Raw genomic sequence first — 21260 nt, 5'->3', positions numbered from 1 at the left:
GCGAGACTCATAGCGTCGCCTCTTGAGCTGAAGCGGATTTGCGCCCGAACCGACTGCCCAACCGATCGAAAAACAGATAAATCACTGGCGTGGTAAACAGTGTCAGTAACTGGCTGAGCAGCAGACCGCCGACCAGCACCAGCCCCAGCGGCTGACGCAATTCGGCCCCTGAGCCCGAGGCGAGCATCAGCGGTACCGCGCCGAACAGCGCTGCCAGCGTCGTCATCAGGATCGGTCGGAAGCGCAGCAAGGCGGCGCGATAGATCGCGTCCTGCGGACTCATGCCCTGATTGCGCTCGGCCTCAAGGGCGAAGTCGATCATCATGATGGCGTTCTTCTTGACGATGCCAATCAGCAGGATGATGCCGATGATGGCGATCAAACCCAGATCGTTGCCGGTCAACAGCAGCGCCAGCAAGGCGCCGACCGCTGCCGAGGGCAGCGTCGACAGGATGGTGATCGGGTGGATGTAGCTCTCGTAGAGCACACCCAGCACGATGTACATGGTCACCACCGCTGCGAGGATCAGCAGCAGCGTGCTCGACAGCGAGGCTCGGAACGCTTCAGCAGCGCCTTGGAAACGGCTCTGGATTCCAGCAGGCAAGCCGATTTCCGCCTCGACGCTCTCGATCACTTCCACCGCTTTACCCAGCGAAACGCCATCGGCCAGGTTGAAAGACAGCGTCACCGCCGGAAACTGCCCGATGTGGTTGATCAGCAGGGGCGCGTTGCGTTGTTCAAGCGTCGCCAAGCTCGACAACCTGACCGGCGTGCCGCCTTCACTCTGCACGAACAACTGTTCCAGCGCCTGCGCGCCGAGGCGGTCGCCTGCCTCCGCCTCGAGCACCACGCGGTACTGACTGGCTTGAGTGAAAATCGTGGAAATCTGCCGCTGACCGAATGCGTCATATAACGCATCGGTGATAGCCGAGACCTGAATACCCAGGCGCGCGGCCGCATCTCGGTCGATATCCAGAAAGATTTGCAGGCCATCGCTTTGCAGGTCGCTCGCGACATCGGTCAGTTCCGGTCGCTCGCGCAAAGCTGCGACCAGGCGCGGGGTCCATTCTTCGAGCAATTCTCCGTCGGGCGACTCCAGACTGAACTGGAACTGCGTACGACTGACCCGATCTTCGATGGACAGGTCCTGCACCGGTTGCATGTACAGCTCGATGCCCGGCAGTTTGGCTAGCTCCGGCCGCAACCGGTCGATGACCTGGCTGGCGGTGACATCGCGTTCATCGTGAGGCTTGAGATTGATCAGCATCCGCCCGCTGTTAAGCGTTACGTTATCGCCATCAACGCCAATGTAGGACGACAGGCTGGCCACAGCGGGGTCCGCGAGAATCACGCGGGACAGCGATTGCTGGCGCTCGCTCATGGCCCGGAAAGAGATGGATTGAGGGGCCTCACTGATGCCCTGTATCACCCCGGTGTCCTGCACCGGAAAGAAGCCCTTCGGCACCGCCAGATACAGCACCACCGTAAGCCCAAGCGTGGCCACAGCGACCAGCAAGGTCAGCGTCTGATGGCCCAACACCCAAGTCAGCCAACGTGCATAACCGCCAATCAGGCGCTCGACCCAGTCCGGTGCCGATTTTTCAGCCGCGGCGGGCTTGAGCAACTTGGCACACATCATCGGCGTCAGCGTCAGCGAGACCACCAGCGAGATCAGGATCGCGACGGCCAGGGTGATGGCGAACTCGCGGAACAGACGCCCCACCACGTCTTGCATGAACAACAGCGGAATCAGTACGGCAATCAGCGAGAGCGTCAGCGATATCAACGTGAAGCTGATCTGCTTGGCCCCCTTGAGTGCGGCTTGCAGCGGCGTCTCACCCTCTTCCACATGGCGAGCGATGTTTTCGAGCATGACAATGGCGTCGTCCACCACGAACCCGGTCGCAATGGTCAGCGCCATCAACGTCAGGTTGTTCAGCGAAAAACCGGCGAGGTGCATCACGGCAAAGGTACCGATCAGCGACAGCGGCACCGCGATGGAGGGAATGATGGTCGCCGACAAACGCTTGAGGAAAACGAAGGTGACCATCACCACCAGAAAGGTGGCCATCAGCAATTCATGCTGGACGTCAGTGATGGCAGCCCGGATCGTCTGCGTACGATCGGTGAGCACCACCACGTCCAGGCCGGTCGGCATGCTCGCCGTGACCGCGGGCAGCAGCGCCTGAATGCGCTCGACCACTTCAATCACGTTAGCGCCGGGCTGGCGCTGGATGTTCAAAAGGACCGCCTGGCTTTGATTGGCCCAGGCCGCGAGGCGCTCGTTCTCGGCGCCGTCGATGATGTCGGCGACATCTTTCAAGCGGAGTGTCGCGCCGTCCTCGTAGGCCAAAATAAGTTCGGCGTATTCCTCTGGGGTTTTCAGCTGATCGTTGGCATCGAGCATCGAGACGCGCGTCGGGCCGTCAAAATTACCCTTGGGCTGATTGACGTTGGAGCTGGTTACCAATGAGCGAACGTCAGCGAGCGACAGACCGTAGGACGCAAGCGCCTCCGGATTGACTCGAATACGCACCGCAGGGCGCTGGCCTCCGGCAATGCTAACCATGCCCACGCCACTGATCTGCGCGAGTTTCTGCGCCATGCGCGTGTCGACCAGGTCGTGCAACTCCGGCAGCGCCAGGCTTTCAGATGTGATCGCCAGCGTCATGACCGGGGTGTCCGCCGGGTTGACCTTGTTGTACACCGGCGGTGCCGGCAGATCCTTGGGCAGCAGATTGCTTCCGGCGTTGATAGCGGCCTGGACTTCCTGCTCGGCCACATCCAGCTCGACTTCGAGCGAGAAACGCAAGGTGATCACCGAAGCGCCACCGGAACTGGTGGACGACATCTGCGTCAGGCCCGGCATCTGTCCGAACTGCCGCTCCAGCGGAGCCGTCACGGCGCTGGTCATGACTTCCGGGCTGGCGCCGGGATACAGCGTCATCACCCGAATGGTCGGATAGTCCACCTGCGGCAACGCGGAAACCGGCAGCATGCGGTAGGCAATCAGGCCAGCCAGCAGGATCGCGATCATCGTCAGGGTGGTTGCCACGGGCCGAAGGATGAACAGCCGCGAGATGTTCATCGCGCTGGACGCTCCTTGGCGCTCTGAGGCTCAACCTTCGGATTCTCAGCGGCCTCTTCGGCGAGCTTCTGACGATCCACCACTTCGACCTCGCTGCCGTCGCGCAGGCGGTCGGTGCCCTCCATGACGATTCGTTCGCCGACGCTCAATCCGCTGGTGACGACCGTTTGGTCGCCGTTGCTTGGGCCTACTTCAAGGACTCGCAGCTCCACCTTGGAGTCCTCGCCGACGACGTATGCGTAATTGCCCCGCGAGCCGAATTGCAGCGCGGCCGAGGGAATCAGGACCGCATCAGGCAAGGTTTCCACACGCAGGCGAACGTTGACGAACTGGTTGGGTATCAGCAGTTCGTCCTCGTTATCGAAGCGCGCCTTCATCTTCAGCGTGCCGGTGGTCGTATCAATCAGGTTATCGACGCTTTCCAGTACGCCCTCACCGAGCAGGATGCGTTCGCCACGGTCCCAGGCCTGTACGGACAGCTCTTCACTGCGGCGGAACCGGGCAATGACTGGCGGCAACTCGCTTTCAGGCAGGGTAAAACTGATCGCCATGGGTTGGGTCTGGGTAATGACGACCAACGGCGTGGTGTCGTTGGCCGCCACAAGGTTGCCTTGATCCAGCTGACGCAGGCCGACGCGACCGTCGATTGGCGCGCGAATTTGGGTGAACTGCAGGTTCAGCTTGGCCTCGTTGACGGCGGCCTGGTTAGCGGCGAGTGTTCCTTTGTATTGATTCACCAATGCCTGCTGCGTATCGAGCGTCTGTTTGGCAATGCTGTCGTCGGCGAACAGGCCTCGATAGCGATCAAGATCGACCTGCGCGTTCTGCAACAAGGCGCGGTTCTGCTGGAGAGTGCCTTCAGCCTGCTGCAGCGCCACCTCATAAGCACGAGGGTCGATGACGGCAAGCAGGTCGCCGGCCTTGACTCGCTGGCCCTCGTCGAATCGAATCTCGACCAGCTCTCCTGCCACGCGGCTGCGCACGTTGACCGTATTCAACGGCGTGACGGTGCCAAGCGCCTTGGCGTAAACCTCGAATGGTCCTTGCTGCACCGGGGCAACCCGCACCGGTGTCGGGCCGCCGAAGGCACCGAACGCAGGCCGACCGCCCGCTCGCTGTGACGGCGCCTCGGCCGTGGTTGGCCATAGCCACCAGAGCAGCAGCGCAATCGCAACAACCACGCTGCCGATGATTAGCCAACGCCGCACGGAGCCGGCAGAAGAAGTAGTTGCCTCGGACATGAACTGGGTTCGCCTGAAAATGAGCGTGAACCATAAGCAGTCGCGCTCCGCTCGCAAAGGGGATTTACGGCATTTTTACGTATCCGGCGTTGTCGCAACCAAAACCGATCGCATAAAGCGCAGCACCGGCGCAGGAACCATGCTTGAGCCATTCAGTCTATGTACCGTTCGCTCGGTGCCTGACAAGGGTGGCGTACCGGACCACCTGCACACGATGGGATATGCCGCTATTTATCAGGCCGTCCGATAATGGCCTGCACAGGATCAAGGAATGAACGCATCATTGGTCATCCTGGCGCTAACCGTCGCCAGTTTTCTCTTGGGTTTTCTACGCGACCTGTTCATCGCCAAGTCCTTCGGACTGAGCTGGGAAGCGGACCTGATATTTGTCGCATTGATCCTGCCGATGTTTTTCGAGAACTTCCTCGGCCTCGCCCTGCGCGACGCAATGATTCCGTACCTGCAAAAGCTGCGTAGCCAATCCGAAGCCTTGTTTGAAGCCGTCAGCCGCTGGCTCTATTGGCGGGTCATGCTCATGGGCGCAGCCGTGAGTGCCGTCGCCATCATTGCAAGCTATTGGATTCTGAACATGCTGGCGCCCGGCTGGACGGACGCTCAGGTTGCCGCCGGCCAGATCGTATTCTGCGTAGGCGCGGTACTGGTCGCTGTTCAGGCGGTTTTGTATTGTCAGGGTGCACTGCTGAACATGGATGAGGTGTTCATCCTGCCGATGACACGGACAGTGCTGCTCAACGCTGGCGCGATCGTCGGCATCCTGCTGTTCCAACCCACCGGGATGGTAATTTTCATTGGCATGCTGCTGCCCCAGCTGGCGTTGATTCTGGTCCAGCACCGGCGTATCGCGTACCTGCGCGGAGGCAACAAAGTCGAGACGAAGGGGCATGCAGGTGGCTTCGGTCTGGCGTTCGCGCCAGTACTACTGGCGGCTGGGGCGCAACAAGCCTGCATTCTTGCCGAGCGGATGTTCGCCTCCTACCTGGAGGAAGGGAGCATTACGATGCTGTCGTTTGCGTTTCGCATCGTCACCATTCCGCTCACGCTTTACGCCTTGTCCGTGCTCTCAGTGCTGTTCCCCCGCTTCGTATCAAGCTGGAATGATGGCGACCTCAGCGGCCATGCTGCTGTTATCCGCAAGGGATTGCTGGCGACGCTGCTGTTCCTGGTCCCAGCGTCCGTCGTGCTCTGTTCATTCCCGCAACCGGTGGTCTCGGTACTACTGGAACGGGGTCAGTTCGGCGCAACGCAAACCGACGCCACGGCCTCGTTGGTGGTTCTGTATGCCCTCGGTCTCCCTGCGATGGGCTTGGCGCTGCTATGGGGACGCGCGCTCTTAGCGCAGCATCAATCACGGTTGTTTCTGGTGATCATGCTGGTCAGTTCCGCATTTACGATCGGCCTCGATGCGCTGCTCTACGGTCCATATGGCGCCGAAGGCCTAGCAGTCTCGTTCTCTGCCGGCGTGACCTTGCAGGCGCTGTTCATGGGGCTATACGTTTATCGCGCGTCGCCGGCAGGCCTGGCTCCAGGTGTTCTCGGGCGCTGGATCGCCACAGCCGTTACTGTAGCGACGGCGCTGCACTGGTTACCCTCACCGCAAGGGTTGTTGCAGTTGTGTCTGTATATCGGGCTGGTGCTCTGTGCTTTCGCGATGGGTGTACTGCTGCTCGGCGAGCGGGACCTATTTAAGCCGGCCTATTGGTCTATGAAAAAGGCGTGACGGCTGATTCTGCGGAACCGTTGAACCACTAGCTAGCCACTAACTTTTGTTTCTGCAGATGCAAACTATGCTAACTTTGCATCTACAGATTCAAAATGAGCATATTAGCCATGGCAGCAGTTCTTCAAGCACAGGCGTTTACGAAAGATCAATGCGCAACCGGTCTCAAGGCTGCGGTAAATATCTTGGAAAGATGGCAGGCAACCACCGATCAAGCCTGCAACATTCTGCGCATTTCACGCAGCACGCATGCCCGAGCAAAGTCGGGTGATGCCTCTTGGTCGGTCAGCCTCGACCCGGACCAGATGCAACGCATCAGTTTCGTTCTTAATATTCATGCCGCGCTCCGGCTGATCTTCGATAATCCGGAAAACGTGTACGGGTTCGCGGCGATGGCCAATCACAACGAATTCTTTAACGGGCGTTCCCCATTGGAAATCATGGCCCAAGGCGACATGATTTCCTTATATGAATCGTTCCGTCGCATCGATAGCCTGCGAGGCGCGCAGTGGTGAAACCGAGCCAGCTACCGAGACTGGTTGAAGCCCAACGACAGGCCTATCGGCTGGTCAACTCCAAGTTCCCGCCCATTGCCTTGTTCGATGACGTTGCCGATGCCGACGAGTTCGAAACGCTCTACCAACTACAAGCGCTGACCAATCCGCGTCTACGAAACGAAACTGGACATCTGGAGCTGATCTCGCGGTCTGAAATACCCTTCGGCATACCAGGCTGCTCATACGCCACAGCCCCGTTTACCCACGTGAACCCAGCTGGATCGCGGTTCAGTGACGGTAGCTATGGGGTACTTTATCTGGCCAGCACGATGGACACCGCGCTTGCCGAAGTTCGCCATCACCAGAATCGCTATTGGTCAAACGTGCCTGGGCTGAGCTACGAACGCTTTGTTTTTCGAGGCTTGTCGTGCCGCTTTAACGAGGCAGGAATGCTCGATGCAACGTCAATTCCGATGACCGATCCGCTCTACGACCCGGACGACTATACAAATAGCCATCGCTTTGGGCGCCTGCTGAGAAAAAACCGGACACCCGGTTTGCGCTACCACTCCGTACGCAAGGCGGGCCAACACTGCTGGGCACTGATGACCCCAAAGCCCGTGACTTCGATCATCCAAAGCGAGCATTACGAGATGGTCTGGAACGGTGGCATTTCGAGTGTCAGCTCAATCGGCGCTATCTGAACATCGCCAGCTAGCCATAGCTCAATAAGTGCAAGCCAAGCGGTGCTCTCGGGGGAATTTCACGCTCCCGGAGCAAAAGAGCAAATCCACTCGCTTGCCCGTAACGCCCTCTCCCTAGGCTCTACGACGATCCGCTCCCCAAACTTCTTGCAGCAGAACGCCTTTCGGGCTGGTCCGATCCATAACGGCGGCTGAGTCTCGCCGAATCGCCAGAGGGACGGATATGCAACACCTTGATCTGCAGGTAATCGATCAGGCGCTTCAATGGGTAGCGGACGAACATGAAGTCTGGTTTTGCACCGTATTGTCGACTTATGGATCGGCGCCGCGAGCGCCCGGTGCGCTGCTAGTAGCCCGGGCCGATGGCGCTCATGTGGGCTCGTTGTCCGGCGGATGCGTCGAGGAAGAGTTCCTCGCCAGCCTGGCGCAGGGCGAACTGCAAGCACCCGCGCAGATCGTTCGCTACGGCGAAACCGATGACGACCGGCGTCGCCTACGGTTGCCCTGCGGCGGCATCCTGCAGGTGCTGGTGGAGCACCACAGGCCGACCCCCACCTGGCATTCCCATCTGCTCACGCTACAGGCAACCCTGCAAGGCCAACAGCGCTTGCTGCGGCGAGTAGATTTGACGACCGGCGGCGCCGAGCTACTGCCGGACCACGGCGGTGAGCAGACCTGCCTTAAGGGTGAACAAGTGGATATTCGCATCGGCCCTGCGCTTCGGCTTCTACTTGCAGGGGTATCGCCCGTCGCACAGGCGTGCGCCAGCTTTGCGCGAGCGCTTGGCTGCGAAGTGATTGCCTGTGACCCGCGCGAGGAAATGCAGGGCACCTTGATTGAAGGCATCGAAGTGCAACCAGTGTTGCCGTCCGTATTCATTGCGTCCGGCGCATGTCACGAAGCCACCGCCGTGGTCGCACTGACCCATGATCCACGCATTGATGACCTCGCACTGATGGAAGCGGTACGAACCCCCGCGTTTTATATCGGCGCCATGGGTTCGCGCCAGACCTCTGCCAAGCGGGCCGAGCGATTGCAGCGCGTCGGTGGGCTCGACGAAAAACAAATCGAGCGCATCCACATGCCCATCGGACTGGACCTCGGCAGCAAGACGCCGGCTGAGATCGCCCTTTCAGTGATGGCTGACGTGCTGCGCGTCTACCGAGGCAAAACGCGGGAAGCGCTTTAAACGCGCAAATTAATGCTGCAAGCCCCGCCGCGTTTGGGTTCGGAGTGTTATCCACAAAAGCTGTGGATAACACTGTGAACATAGTCTGAATTACTCGGCCAAATGCCCGTCTGATGCGGGCTACGAACAGATCGACGAGTTTTTGCTCAGAACTTTTTAGTTCTTTAGATTCAATAACTTAAGATATTTAATCGAAACAAACGAAACGGCTTGATATGACAAATGCTACAGCGAGGCCTCAATGTGCATAACAATTTCTTGTCAACCATTTTTTAAGACAGATTCGTCGCCAATTCACTAGACAAATCAAATTTTCCGCTCTATGCGCGACGGACTGTAATAGTCCTATGATCTGCAAGACGTCGCAGGAAGACTTTTACCCCCAGATGAAGGCAGCGACTGATCGGCACCAAGTTTCGCTTGCACAGGAGCATCGCGGCTCCCAATTGTGAACTCGCGCACCCTTGTTATCGGTCGCTTGGCACTGCGCTGACCTATTATGGCCTTGCAGTGTTCAGCCTCTCTCCAGAACCGACCATTGCTTCCCCGCGCTTCCTGGCGCGGTTTTTTCCATCGCTTAGGGCCTGGCGGGTTTGCGAGCAAACCGCAATTCATCTTGGCTACAATTTAAGACACAGTGCGCGACCGTTCGCAAACCCCGCATCAGGACAATGCGTTGCGCTGTCCTAGCGATGCCTTCAGTTATAGGTGAGCGGCGACCGAAGCCGCCGTCTTGTTTAGTTAGATATAGACTTGGCGAGCGGCGCCGCGGGGAAGACGATTTCGACCTGGTAACTGCGCCAGTCGTTGATGCCATTCGGCACGGGGCGATATCGATGGCGTTGGCGTTGACTCCTCGGCGATCGCTTTAGCATGCTTCGCGCTCTTTGCAGCCGCCCTGAGTTCGGCGAGGCTTGGGCTTTTGCGCACAGGCTCACTGGCGCTTCTTTCGAGGGTGCGAAGACAAAGTTTGCATGAAACCTTGGTTGAATCGTGAGTACTGGTCAGGTTCGATCCGCTGCGTCCGCATGCCACAGTTCCTTCGGACACGGAGTGATGAATGGCCAATGTGTTGTCTCCTGCTTTTTGGGGCGCGGGATTCTACATGGTCATCTTTTTACTAATGGGATTTTTTTGGCTGAGGCCGCGGCTCTAGTCTGGCTATCCAAACGTGCCGCAAGCAAGGTTCCAAGACAGCATCATTTCATCAAGCTGCTGCCAGGTGCTGGCGAACGGGATCAGCTAACTTTGTCGTTCCTTGGATTCGCGAGTGCCATCCGATACGAATGACCTACCACCTCTAAAGAAAGCTCAAATTCTGTTGGCTTTAAAAACCGATCCGCTGATATCGGATTTCAAGGTGCGTCTTTTCGCCAGTGCTTCGTGGAATTGGCGCACCGAATTAACGGCCCAGGCCTGCTCGGCAACGCAGCTACAAATTGAGCGGTGACGACCAAGACATCGTTAGCTTGAAGACCTCATAGTCCCTCGTCCCAATGGTTGGAGGGTAGGAACGCCTGTATGGACAAAGTCTGCCAAGTTACGGGTGACGACTGTTATCCATCATGCTGTTTTAAGGCTTCAAGATCTGTAACGAGCGCGGCGCCGACTTCAGCGATGGTAGTCGCGCTCCTCCAGCGTCAGAGTCGTTCCTGTCAGATACACAGCCACTATCACCGGTTCAGAGGTCGGGGCGTTGCTCCCCTGAGGCCAGATCACGGCAATGACGCCACGCGAACCATAGCCACCCGACCCAGTGCGATCAGCAATTTTCCAGCTCTCTGGGAGACTCGCGCGCAGTAAGGGGCCGCCAACTTTGTTGTTAATCAACCAAGCTTTCAGTTGCTCACGGGAGTCAGTGGATAGACTGTCACCCAACAGCAGTGTCTCCAAGCTTCTTGCGGCAGCCCTCGGAGTCGTCGTGTCACGTTTTTCGCCGGGACCGACATCGTTAAGCTCTGGCTCATAGCGGTCTAGACGGGTTACCGCATCGCCAATGGATCGCATGAAAGTCGTGAACCCCTGCGGTCCTCCGGTATTGCGAAGAATGAGGTTTGCAGCCGTGTTATCGCTCATCGAAGTTGTTGCGCTACACAGCTCAAAAAGAGACATGCCGTTTCCGCCAACGCGATCCTTGGTAATAGGCGAATAGCTCTGAAGATCCGTTTCATCGAAACGAACGCGCGTATCGAGCTCGACCTCATCCCTGTCAGCCAAAGCAAGTAGGTGGCCGCATGAAAATGCCTTGAAGGTGCTGGCAATTGGAAAACGCTCGTCGCCTCGATGGCTCCAGGACTGTCCGCTCTCCAAGGCAGTGACGCTGACTCCGATGTGCCCGCCAGTGCGCGCTTCAATCGAGGCCACGGTCTGGGTAAGGGCCGAGCCAAATCCGAACGAGGATGCCGAAATCGCCTGGTTAGAGCTCACGAGAACAGCGGCCCCCAAAGCCAGCGAAAGTGCGTGGCGTCGCAGGCGCTTCTTGGTTACGTATTTAGTGTTCAAGCTATTCTTCCTAAGCGCCACGGCAGGCAGGTGGACGACAAGGCGCATTCGCGACGACTTATGAGACCGTTGGAGGCCAGAAGGCCGTAGCCAGTCTGCGCTCATGAAACAACTCATTGTCATTGTTGACCAGGGGCACTCATATCAGGTTCTCGTCACCCTCCCGCGTCATCGACTGGTCGCTCCCGTCAGCGATGCCGTTAATCACATCTCGTTGCTGGAGCAGCGCCCCGGAACACTTCGTCGAGCTCGCTCCCGGTAGGTGAACTTGGAAACGCATCGAACCGGCCATGTTTCAGCGCTTGGGCGGCGTTGTAAAAGCCGCTCCATGCGGCGCGCGCCAACGCACCGCCTACACTGACTCGTCTGACGCCCATGGCTGACAGTTCTTTAACCGTCAAGTCACTGTTCCAGCCAATTAGTACGTTGACCGGCTTGGGCGCCACGGACAAGACGACCGCAGCGATATCGTCACGCGTCTTGATCCCGGGTGCGTAAAGGCAGTCGGCACCGGCTTCGGCGTAGGCCTGCAGCCGCTTGATGGTGTCCGGCAGATCGGGACGGCCAACAAAAAAGTTTTCCGCACGAGCGACCAGGAGCGTTTTGGAGCCGCTTGCATCAACAGCATCCCGTGCCGCACAGACACGTTCGACCGCCTCCTGCATATTCCTGACAGGTGCGTACGGATCCCCTGTCGAGTCCTCGATGGAAAAGCCTGCAACCCCGGTCGCAACCGCAAGTTGTGCGCTTTCGAACACATCGCGGGGTGATTCGCCGAATCCGTCTTCAAAATCCGCATTGATAGGCAGATCAGTGGCCTCGACGATGCTCCGTATATAGTCCAGCACAGCGTCGCGCTGCATAGAGCCGTCGGGCTTTGCGCAGGACCAGGCATGGCCGGAGCTGGTCGTCGCCAGTGCCTTGAATCCCATGCCGGCGAGCAGTTGCGCGCTGCCTGCATCCCACGGATTCGGAAGCACAAAGCACCCGGACTCATGCAGCGTCCAGAACGCTTCGCACTTCTGTTGGACGGTAAGTTTGGCCATAACAGCTACCTCTCTTTGCGTTTCTAGCACCACCGAGCACTGTCTACGCAGCGACGCCGGGTCATACTGCGCCAGGTCCCAAGTCGTCTTGATACCCAAGGGTTCCAACCGAGCCGTCAACCGCCGACACCCATACCTTATCCACTTCGGTAAATACAAGCAGCTTGTCTCGTCGTGGAGGGTCGCGCAGGTCCATGACCCCGCCTGACCCGCCCCGGTTTTTTGCCGCCCAATTAGCAAGCGCTATGGACTGCTTCCATTCCTACTCACACTTCCATCTAAACCCGCGTCTGGTTGTCATGCGAGGACGCCGTTTTCGTGCGATATGGATCGGTCGTTTGCATGGGTAACCCAATCATGCTCATAGACCGCCACGCCTTGGCTTCGGCCACGGAGTTCAGTTTTCCTCGACGCGTCGACGGTAGAGACATGCTCGAGCGGACGTTCATTCCGCACAAGCCGCTGAGCCGGCAGGCGTTCGGCCAGTTCGCCCTGGACTGGTTGTGGTGTGGCAATGCGTACCTGGAGCGGCGGCAAAACATGCTCGGCCAAGCGCTGAGCCTGCAGCCGACTCTGGCGAAATACATGCGCCGTGGTGCCGATCTGGAGACCTATTACCAGGTGCGCGGTTGGCGCGATGAACATGAATTTGCTGCCGGCACGTCTGCCATCTGCGCGAGGCGGATATCAACCAGGAGGTGTACGGGCTGCCGGAATGGTTGTCGGCATTGCAGTCGGCGTTGCTGAACGAGTCGGCCACGCTGTTCCGCCGGCGCTACTACCAGAACGGCTCGCACGCTGGCTTCATCATGTACATGACGGACGCGGCGCAGAAGGAGGAGGACGTCGACGCACTGCGCCAGGCGCTGAAATCGGCCAAGGGGCCGGGCAACTTCCGCAACCTGTTCATGTACGCGCCGGGCGGCAAGAAGGACGGCATCCAGCTGCTGCCGGTGAGCGAAGTGGCGGCCAAGGATGAGTTCGGGTCGATCAAGAACATCAGCCGCGACGACCTGCTGGCCGCGCTGCGCATCCCACCCCAGCTGATGGGCATCGTGCCCCAGAACGCTGGGGGCTTTGGCTCACTGCGCGAGGTCGCCGAGGTGTGGGCCGTCAACGAACTGGAACCGATCCAGGCAAGGCTGGCTCAGGTGAATGAGTGGGTTGGGGAGGAGGTAATTAGGTTCCGCACGTTCTCGTTGAAGTAATCCAGGCACATGGGGTCCGTGCCTGAGAGCGTCCGCACCTACTGCTGACCAAGCACTTTCAGCACATTGCCCCGGAAGTCCACTTCAGCCCGGATTTCATTCCTCACCAGTGCTCCGAACGCATTCTTGCCTCGGAACGCCATTACGACAGTGAGATGGTCACCTTCGTCTACGAAGCGAGTTGAGTCGTGCTTGAAGCTATCTGGATCGTTCATGATGCTTTTGACGAGCCGTACAACGCCGGGGTGTGAGCCGTCCCATTTGCTAAATTGCCCTTCAACTTTTCGTTTGCGGGCTTCCTCTATTTCAGCTTCGCGCTCCTCCTCAGCGATACCCTCAATCACTTTTGCGTATTCGTCGCGATAACGCAGATTGTCTGGACGCAGTCTCACAAGCTGCTCAAGTACGTCGCGCCGCTTGCTCGAAATTGACCAGGAATCTAGCTCCTTTAAGAGGAGCTGTTCCGATGAGGCGATCGCTTGCTCCTCTATTCCTTGCTCAGCCCGCCTTAATAACGCGTGTAGTTCCGCGTCATCTACTATTGCGTAAGTCGATAGAGACTCAATGACTGCCCCATACTTGCCATCCTTCAACAGCGCGTTTGCGTCGTTTAGTAATGTCTCGCGCCTCGTCATAAACAATTCGATTAATTCGTCACGAGCCGCTTCCATTTGCGCCACATGAGCCCGCTCGACCTCAACCACTTTGCGGTCAGCCTCGAGCTCTTTGTCTACGCCCAAGCCAAGAAGGCCGAAGACCAAAAATACTGAGACGTACCTCGCTCGAGACTTTGCGTTGAGCGATTTTCGGGTTCTCCTGGCTATCACACGGCGAATCGGAGGCAACAGAAATAAAGATGTGGCCACGAAGGTCAGGCCCGCAACTATAGAGCCGCTGTGTAAAAGCGAAGCACCTAATACCGATAGCACGGCACCGAATATCCAGCCCAGCGCCTTTTCCAACTTGGACATCCTGCGTCACCCTGCAATATCAATTGGCCATCGCGCTAGCGTACCGAGCTGCTCGCCGCCTCGTCTAGTGACTCCAGCGCGCGCCGTTGTCCCCCCACCTCACCTGCGGCCTAAATAGGTCGCTTTCGCTGCACCCCTGCACCCTGCCGCAAACGGCCCAGCGCTTGCGCTGGCGGCATGATCGCGGCGAGAGGAATACCTGCAGATACCTGCGAAGGTACGGCCCATAGCGAAGCCCTAAGCCGCCCCAAATTCAGAGTCGAATTCAGAAATGGGTAATTTCGGTAAGGTGTGGTTTCGAAACGGCTGGAGGCTGCGTATTTACTGGGCTGGAGCAATTACCTAGAAAGGTAATTTGAGGTAAGGCAAAAGGTAATTTTTTTGTAAGTGCCTGATTTCAAAGGCCTCTTGGTTTCGGCCTACTTACCAGTGTTTTTGGTAATTCGGTTACCTATTTATTACTCTATTATTACCTTTAACAAAACTTTGTAAGGCTTTGATTCTGAAGGCTTTACGCCCGATTCGGAGAATCAATTACCTAAATTACCCGTTTTCGATGGGTCAACCAAAATCGCGGCATTCGCCCGCCTGGGGGTAGTTTTGCTGCCCTCGTCCACATTCATCCGGGAACACGCTGGGAACAAATACACTCCCTTTTACCTTGTTCCAGATACGCGAAAGCCCCGAATTACGGGGCTTTCAGCGTTTCAGATGGTGCGGACGGAGAGACTCGAACTCTCACACCTTGCGGCGCCAGAACCTAAATCTGGTGTGTCTACCAATTTCACCACGTCCGCAAACTTCTAAACGAAAACGCCAGGCTGCGCCTGGCGTTTCGGAATATGGGGTGGACGATGGGGTTCGAACCCACGACCGCAGGAGCCACAATCCTGTGCTCTACCAACTGAGCTACGCCCACCATATTGCATTCGCTTGTACCAACCGGAATGGCGCACCCGGCAGGACTCGAACCTGCGACCATCCGCTTAGAAGGCGGATGCTCTATCCAACTGAGCTACGGGCGCTTTTATCTGCATTCGATCAGAGCGCAGACTTCAAGCTCCGGCCAGTGAAGGGGTTTCCCCTCAAAAGCCGTCTTACCCAGCAGCAAGCTGTGCTCGACAAGCGGGGCGAATCTTAATGGCCTGCCTTCACATCGTCAACAGCAAAACCAAAAAAATTTCAGCCTGGTAAAGGAGTTACGGGAATCCTCCCCCGTGTCGCCTTTGCCGAACGGTGCCGTCGTGAGAGAATGCGCGTCCTTTTTCAGTCCTTCTCGATGGTTAACCACGCGTCATGACCGCAAAACTGATCGACGGTAAACAGATCGCTGCCAATGTCCGCCAGCAAATCGCGGGCCGAGTTGCCGAGCGATCCAAGCAAGGTTTACGAGTACCTGGCCTGGCAGTGATTCTCGTGGGCATGGACCCGGCTTCTCAGGTCTATGTGGCGCACAAGCGCAAGGATTGCGAGGAGGTGGGATTCAAATCCACCGCTCATGACCTGCCAGCGTCAACCAGCCAGGATGAACTGCTGGGATTGATCGATCAGCTTAATGACGACCCGTCGATTGACGGCATTCTTGTGCAGCTGCCATTGCCTAAGCATCTGGATGCATCGCAACTGCTCGAACGTATTCGCCCCGACAAGGACGTGGATGGTTTCCATCCCTACAACATTGGCCGTCTCGCTCAGCGTATGCCGCTGCTACGCCCCTGTACGCCGAAAGGCATCATGGCATTGCTCGATAGCACTGGCGTCGATCTGCATGGCCTAAACGCGGTTGTGGTGGGCGCATCCAACATCGTCGGCAGGCCCATGGCGCTTGAGTTATTGCTGGCCGGCTGCACGACCACCGTCACCCATCGCTTTACTCATGACCTGGCCGACCACGTCAAACGTGCCGATCTGATCGTGGTCGCGACAGGGATTACCGGTCTGGTCAAAGGTGACTGGATAAAGGAAGGCGCCATCGTGATCGACGTCGGCATCAATCGCCAAGCCGACGGCAAGCTCGTCGGTGATGTCGAGTTCGATGTCGCCGTGCAACGCGCTAGCTGGATTACGCCAGTGCCAGGCGGTGTGGGTCCGATGACCCGGGCTTGTCTGCTGGAAAACACATTGCATGCCGCTGAACATCTGCACGGTTAAGCTACGCAGCGACTGCGACTAAGGCAAACAACACGCAAAACGGCACCCTCGGGTGCCGTTTTGTTTACCTGGTGCAGTCCACTACCTCTTGTGCTCCCAAGACTTGATCAGTTCGTCATAGTTGACGGTCTGTCCCTGGGGCTTTTCATCTTGCAGTTTGGGCTTCGGCGCACCAGGTTGGCTCAGCCAATACTCAGGATCCCGCGGCTCGTTCAGCTTCGGTCCGCACTTAGGCTGCACGTTAGCTCGTTCCAACCGCGCCATCATGGTGTCTTGGGCTTCGGCAAGGCCGTCCACAGCCTCCTGAGGGGTCTTGTCGCCACTGGCTGCTTCGGCGATGTACTGCCACCAGAGCTGTGCGAGACGCGGATAATCCGGCACATTGGTTCCAGTCGGCGTCCATTGCACTCGCGCCGGGCTGCGGTAAAACTCCACCAGACCGCCCAGTTTTGGCGCAGCCTCGGTCATGGCGTCGGAGTTGATATCCGACTCACGGATCGGGGTAAGCCCCACCAGGGTCTTTTTCAGCGACACGGTTTTCGCCACGGTGAACTGCGCGTAGAGCCATGCAGCCAGACGGCGCTGCTCCGGAGTCGAGTTGAGGAAGGTCCAGGATCCTGCATCCTGATAGCCGAGCTTCATGCCCTCCTCCCAATATGGCCCCTTCGGCGACGGTGCCATTCGCCACTTCGGCGTGCCGTCCTCATTCACCACCGGCAGACCCGGCTTGGTCATGTCGGCCGTGAATGCGGTGTACCAGAAAATCTGCTGAGCAATGTTGCCTTGCGCCGGCACCGGGCCCGCCTCGGAAAAGGTCATGCCTTGGGCTTCGCGCGGCGCGTATTCGCGCATCCAGTCGACATATTTTTGTGTCGCATAGACCGCAGCTGGGCCGTTTGTGGCACCGCCGCGTGAAACGCTCGAGCCAACCGGGTGGCAGTCTTCAACACGAATTCCCCACTCGTCTACCGGCAAACCGTTTGGAAGCCCTTTGTCGCCGGCGCCCGCCATGGAGAACCAGGCATCGGTAAAGCGCCAGCCAAGCGACGGGTCCTTTTTGCCGTAGTCCATGTGGCCATAAACACGCTGCCCGTCGATCTCCTTGACGTGCTTGCTGAAGAACTCGGCAATGTCTTCATAAGCAGACCAATTCACTGGCACACCAAGCTCATACCCGTAACGCTCTTTGAACTGCTTTTTCAGTTCAGGCCGCTCGAACCAGTCGGCGCGAAACCAATAGAGGTTGGCGAACTGCTGCACTGGCAACTGATAGAGCTTGCCGTCCGGGCCCGTGGTGAAAGAAATCCCGATGAAATCATCCAGATCAAGTGTTGGCAGCGTGTAGTCCTTGGCTTCACCTTCGATCATGTCGCTGATCGCAACTGCTTTGCCGTAACGGAAGTGCGTGCCGATCAGATCAGAGTCGTTGATATACCCATCGTAGATGTTCTTGCCCGACTGCATCTGGGTCTGCAGCTTCTCTACAACATCCCCTTCCTGCATCAAGTCGTGACGCAACTTGATGCCGGTGATCTCGCTAAACGCACGAGCCAAGGTCTTGGACTCATATTCGTGCGTCGTGATGGTTTCCGAAGCAACGTTGATTTCCATGCCACGGAACGGCTCGGCGGCTTTGATGAACCAGCGCAGCTCTTCCATCTGCTGCTCAGGCGTGAGGGTCGACGGGTTGAATTCTGATTCGATCCATTTCTTCGCCGCGTCTTCATAGGCGTCGGCCCATGCCGATCCCGAAATGCCGGACAACGTCAGCAAGGCCGCGAGCGCCATGCCATGTCGGGTGTTGTTTTTATTCTCGAACATAAACACCTCCTTTGGGTTTTTCGGAGGGGTGAGCCGAAAGGCTCAACCCCAGCGCATCACTGCAAACAACCAGACGAGAGACAGCGCGGACGCTATCCAGATGCTCCAGTCGGTCAGCCCTATCAGCAACAGATGCCAATAGGCGCTGCCCAGAAGTCCAATGAACAGCCGATCGCCACGGGTGGTAACGATAGGCAGGAAGCCCTTGCGCGGAACGCAGGGTCGCCTCAGTTCCCAGGCGCTCATCAGCGCCAGCAGTACACCGATGACGGCGAAGAAAGCCGCGGTCGGCCCGGTCCATGCCATCCAGCTCATGAGCGACTCCTATACGCGCCCAAGGGCGAAGCCCTTGGCGACATGATTGCGGACGAACCAGATCACCAGCATGCCGGGCAGAATAGTCAGCACACCGGCCGCGGCCAGAACGCCCCAGTCGATTCCCGATGCCGAGACGGTTCGTGTCATCACCGAAACGATCGGCTTGGCGTCAACCGAAGTCAGCGTGCGCGCCAGCAGCAGTTCGACCCAGGAAAACATGAAGCAGAAGAACGCAGTAACGCCGATGCCCGAACCGATCAGCGGGATGAAAAGCTTCACAAAGAACTTCGGAAAGCTGTAACCGTCGATGTACGCCGTTTCATCGATCTCTTTGGGCACACCGGACATGAATCCCTCAAGGATCCAGACCGCCAAAGGCACATTGAAAAGACAGTGAGCGAGCGCCACAGCGATGTGCGTGTCGAACAACCCGATCGATGAGTAAAGCTGAAAGAACGGCAGCAGAAAGACTGCGGGTGGCGCCATCCGATTGGTCAGCAACCAGAAGAACAGGTGCTTGTCCCCGAGAAAACGAAATCGGGAGAAGGCATAAGCTGCCGGCAACGCCACGGTTAGCGAGATGATCGTGTTCAGGCACACGTAATACAGCGAATTGATGTAACCGCTGTACCAGCTTCGATCGGTGAAGATGACCTTGTAGTTAGCCAGCGTAAGGTCGCGAGGCCAGAGCGTCAGCCCGCCGAGAATCTCGGTATTGCTCTTGAATGACATGTTGATCAGCCAATAGATCGGCACCATCAGAAACGCGATGTAGAGGATCAATACCACTCGCTTGCGCAGGTTCATCAGCGGCCCCCTTTCATTTCTGGTCGCCGTGGGTCATAGCCGTATAGAACAGCCAGGACACCAGCAGGATGATCAGGAAGTAGATCAGCGAGAACGCCGCCGCCGGGCCGAGATCGAACTGTCCGACCGCCATCTTAGTGAGCGTCTGGCTGAGGAAGGTCGTTGCGTTGCCCGGTCCACCGCCGGTGAGCACGAAGGGCTCGGTATAGATCATGAAGCTGTCCATGAAGCGCAGCATCACGGCGATCAGCAGCACGCTCTTCAGCTTCGGCAACTGGATGTAGCGGAACACCGCCCAAGCGGACGCCCTGTCGATACGAGCCGCCTGGTAGTACGCATCCGGAATGGCCCGAAGGCCCGAGTAGCAGAGCAGCGCAACCAAGGACGTCCAATGCCAGACATCCATCACCAGCACCGTCAGCCAAGCGTCCCGAGTGTTGGAGGCGTAGTTGTAGCTGATGCCCAGCTCGCGGAGGCCGTAACCCAGCAGGCCGATATCGGCACGCCCGAAGATCTGCCAGATGGTCCCGACTACGTTCCATGGGATCAGCAGGGGAATCGCCATCACGATCAGGCACAGCGACGCCCAGCGGCCACGGGTCGGCATCGCCAGCGCGACCGCGATTCCCAGCGGGATCTCGATCAACAGTACGCAGCCCGAAAAGATGAACTGCCGCAGCAGTGAATCGTGCAGCCGAGGGTCGTTGAGTATCTGCCGATACCAATCCGCACCAACGAAGAACCGCGTTGAAGAATCGAAGATGTCCTGCACCGAGTAACTCACTACGGTCATCATTGGCAGGATGGCGCTGAAAGCCACCAGCAGGAAAACCGGTAAGACCAGCCACCACGCTCGGTTGTCATGCGTCTTGGTCATGGCAGCACCTCAACCAGCCGATCATCGGCATAGAGCATCAGCCACTGTGCCGGGAAGCCCACCCAGGCCTGGCCTTTCGGCACCGTTTGATCCTCAGGCAAACGCGCCTTGATCAGATGCCCTTGCAGACGAAGCGTAAGAATCTTGTATGTACCGAGGTCCTCGACTCGCACAGCCTCGGCCTGCATCCCGCCGGCACCCGGCTCCTCGCTGACCTGAACGAACTCAGGACGGATGCCAATCTGCAAGCGGCTCGATGCTAATTCCGGCAGTCGTGCAGCCAGCGCACCCGGTAGCGGCAGATGCAGATCACCGAAACCGACCCCGCCTTCCCGGCCATCCACCTCGATCAGATTCATCCCCGGGCTGCCCACGAAGTAACCAACAAAGGTGTGTTGCGGCCGCTCGAACAACTCACGCGGCGTGCCGAACTGGACGATCTGCCCGCCGTACATCACCGCAATCTTGTCAGCGAAGGTCGAAGCCTCGAGCTGGTCGTGGGTGACGTAGATCATGGTGATGTTGAATTGCTCATGGATCTGCTTGAGCTTGCGCCGCAGCTTCCACTTGAGGTGCGGGTCGATGACCGTGAGCGGCTCGTCGAAAAGGATCGCCGACACGTCGTCCCGGACCAGCCCGCGCCCCATCGAGACCTTCTGCTTTTCATCGGCAGTCAGGTTGTGGGCCTTCCGTTTGAGCAGCGGATGGAGGTCGAGTACCTCGGCAATTTCGTGAACCTTGCTCGTGATGCGCGCCTCGGCGATGCCTTGGTTGCGCAGCGGGAAGGCCAGATTGTCGAAGACGGTCATAGTGTCGTAGACGACCGGAAACTGAAAAACCTGCGCGATGTTGCGCTGCTCCGGCGTTAGCGTGTTCACCTTGCGTGTATCGAACAGCACCTCTCCCTCAGATGGGCTGAGCAACCCCGAGATAATGTTGAGCAAGGTGGACTTGCCACACCCAGAGGGCCCCAACAGCGCGTAAGCGCCGCCCTGCTCCCACACGTGGTCCATCTCACGGATCGCATAGTCAGCAGCGCCCTGGGGTTGGCTGTTATAGCTGTGAGCAAGATTCTGCAAACGGATTTCTGCCATAACGATTT

The 21260-nt window shown here is 58.0% G+C and carries 16 protein-coding genes, 3 tRNA genes and 1 pseudogene; 6 read left to right on the top strand and 14 right to left on the bottom strand.

The window, feature by feature from the left end:
• Positions 1-7 precede the first annotated feature (7 nt).
• Both ACIGHL_RS07255 and ACIGHL_RS07250 read right to left on the bottom strand, forming a co-directional pair.
• The gene (locus ACIGHL_RS07255; protein WP_128121280.1) at positions 8-3088 is read right to left on the bottom strand and encodes an MdtB/MuxB family multidrug efflux RND transporter permease subunit; all 3081 of its coding nucleotides are present in this window, start codon (positions 3086-3088) and stop codon (positions 8-10) included.
• Positions 3085-4329, bottom strand: a complete 1245-nt coding sequence (locus ACIGHL_RS07250) for an MdtA/MuxA family multidrug efflux RND transporter periplasmic adaptor subunit (RefSeq protein WP_128121281.1) — start codon at positions 4327-4329, stop codon at positions 3085-3087. Before ACIGHL_RS07250 ends, ACIGHL_RS07255 begins: the two co-directional genes overlap by 4 nt.
• Positions 4330-4600: 271 nt before the next feature.
• Here ACIGHL_RS07250 and ACIGHL_RS07245 point away from each other — a divergent pair, with 271 nt between their 5' ends.
• The 4 genes from ACIGHL_RS07245 (at position 4601) to ACIGHL_RS07230 (ending at position 8457) form a co-directional block, all read left to right on the top strand.
• Positions 4601-6067, top strand: coding sequence for a lipid II flippase MurJ (locus ACIGHL_RS07245; protein WP_128121282.1), 1467 nt, complete (start codon positions 4601-4603; stop codon positions 6065-6067).
• Positions 6068-6177: 110 nt separating this feature from the next.
• Positions 6178-6582 (top strand): antitoxin Xre-like helix-turn-helix domain-containing protein, encoded by a 405-nt coding sequence (locus ACIGHL_RS07240; protein WP_128121283.1) that lies wholly within the window; start codon positions 6178-6180, stop codon positions 6580-6582.
• Positions 6576-7268: an RES family NAD+ phosphorylase gene (locus tag ACIGHL_RS07235; RefSeq protein WP_128121284.1), complete on the top strand. Its 693-nt coding sequence runs from the start codon at positions 6576-6578 to the stop codon at positions 7266-7268. The genes ACIGHL_RS07240 and ACIGHL_RS07235 overlap by 7 nt, the downstream gene beginning before the upstream one ends.
• Before the next feature lie 223 nt (positions 7269-7491).
• Positions 7492-8457, top strand: coding sequence for an XdhC family protein (locus ACIGHL_RS07230; protein WP_128121285.1), 966 nt, complete (start codon positions 7492-7494; stop codon positions 8455-8457).
• Between the two features lie 741 nt (positions 8458-9198).
• Here ACIGHL_RS07230 and ACIGHL_RS07225 read toward each other — a convergent pair.
• The 3 genes from ACIGHL_RS07225 to ACIGHL_RS07215 form a co-directional block, all read right to left on the bottom strand.
• On the bottom strand, positions 9199-9525 hold the full coding sequence (locus ACIGHL_RS07225) for a hypothetical protein (protein WP_128121286.1): 327 nt from the start codon (positions 9523-9525) through the stop codon (positions 9199-9201).
• A 543-nt stretch (positions 9526-10068) separates the two neighbouring features.
• Positions 10069-10959 carry a class A beta-lactamase gene (gene bla / locus ACIGHL_RS07220; RefSeq protein WP_206606874.1) on the bottom strand — a complete coding sequence of 297 codons (891 nt, stop codon included), beginning with the start codon at positions 10957-10959 and terminating at the stop codon, positions 10069-10071.
• A gap of 200 nt (positions 10960-11159) precedes the next feature.
• A complete protein-coding gene (locus ACIGHL_RS07215) occupies positions 11160-12005 on the bottom strand; it encodes an isocitrate lyase/PEP mutase family protein (RefSeq protein ID WP_128121305.1) in 846 nt (281 codons plus the stop codon).
• Between the two features lie 423 nt (positions 12006-12428).
• On the opposite strand from ACIGHL_RS07215, the pseudogene ACIGHL_RS07210 reads away from it, so the two are divergent.
• Positions 12429-13213, top strand: a pseudogene (locus tag ACIGHL_RS07210) (phage portal protein); the annotation flags it as partial.
• A gap of 38 nt (positions 13214-13251) precedes the next feature.
• Here ACIGHL_RS07210 and ACIGHL_RS07205 read toward each other — a convergent pair.
• The 4 genes from ACIGHL_RS07205 to ACIGHL_RS07190 form a co-directional block, all read right to left on the bottom strand.
• A complete protein-coding gene (locus ACIGHL_RS07205) occupies positions 13252-14184 on the bottom strand; it encodes a hypothetical protein (RefSeq protein WP_128121287.1) in 933 nt (310 codons plus the stop codon).
• Between the two features lie 712 nt (positions 14185-14896).
• Positions 14897-14981: transfer RNA gene (locus tag ACIGHL_RS07200), tRNA-Leu, on the bottom strand.
• 46 nt (positions 14982-15027) lie between these two features.
• Positions 15028-15103, bottom strand: a tRNA-His gene (locus ACIGHL_RS07195).
• Positions 15104-15132: 29 nt separating this feature from the next.
• A tRNA-Arg gene (locus ACIGHL_RS07190) sits at positions 15133-15209 on the bottom strand.
• Between the two features lie 271 nt (positions 15210-15480).
• Between ACIGHL_RS07190 and folD the strand changes: the two genes are divergently transcribed.
• Positions 15481-16335 carry a bifunctional methylenetetrahydrofolate dehydrogenase/methenyltetrahydrofolate cyclohydrolase FolD gene (folD, locus tag ACIGHL_RS07185; RefSeq protein WP_045427489.1) on the top strand — a complete coding sequence of 285 codons (855 nt, stop codon included), beginning with the start codon at positions 15481-15483 and terminating at the stop codon, positions 16333-16335.
• An 81-nt stretch (positions 16336-16416) separates the two neighbouring features.
• Here folD and ACIGHL_RS07180 read toward each other — a convergent pair whose 3' ends face one another.
• The 5 genes from ACIGHL_RS07180 to ACIGHL_RS07160 are packed head-to-tail and all read right to left on the bottom strand — an operon-like array spanning position 16417 to position 21252.
• Positions 16417-18156 (bottom strand): ABC transporter substrate-binding protein, encoded by a 1740-nt coding sequence (locus ACIGHL_RS07180; protein ID WP_128121288.1) that lies wholly within the window; start codon positions 18154-18156, stop codon positions 16417-16419.
• A 42-nt stretch (positions 18157-18198) separates the two neighbouring features.
• A complete protein-coding gene (locus ACIGHL_RS07175) occupies positions 18199-18471 on the bottom strand; it encodes a DUF2160 domain-containing protein (protein WP_045427494.1) in 273 nt (90 codons plus the stop codon).
• A 9-nt stretch (positions 18472-18480) separates the two neighbouring features.
• Positions 18481-19281, bottom strand: a complete 801-nt coding sequence (locus tag ACIGHL_RS07170; RefSeq protein ID WP_045427497.1) for a carbohydrate ABC transporter permease — start codon at positions 19279-19281, stop codon at positions 18481-18483.
• A 13-nt stretch (positions 19282-19294) separates the two neighbouring features.
• Entirely contained in the window at positions 19295-20158 is an 864-nt protein-coding gene (locus ACIGHL_RS07165) for a carbohydrate ABC transporter permease (RefSeq protein ID WP_128121289.1), read from the bottom strand.
• Positions 20155-21252, bottom strand: coding sequence for an ABC transporter ATP-binding protein (locus ACIGHL_RS07160; protein WP_128121290.1), 1098 nt, complete (start codon positions 21250-21252; stop codon positions 20155-20157). The genes ACIGHL_RS07165 and ACIGHL_RS07160 overlap by 4 nt, the downstream gene beginning before the upstream one ends.
• Positions 21253-21260 lie beyond the last annotated feature (8 nt).

Origin of the sequence: Pseudomonas sp. NPDC077451 (genome assembly GCF_044543345.1) — a bacterium.
Classification (GTDB): domain Bacteria; phylum Pseudomonadota; class Gammaproteobacteria; order Pseudomonadales; family Pseudomonadaceae; genus Stutzerimonas.
This window is presented reverse-complemented; position numbering and strand designations above follow the sequence as displayed.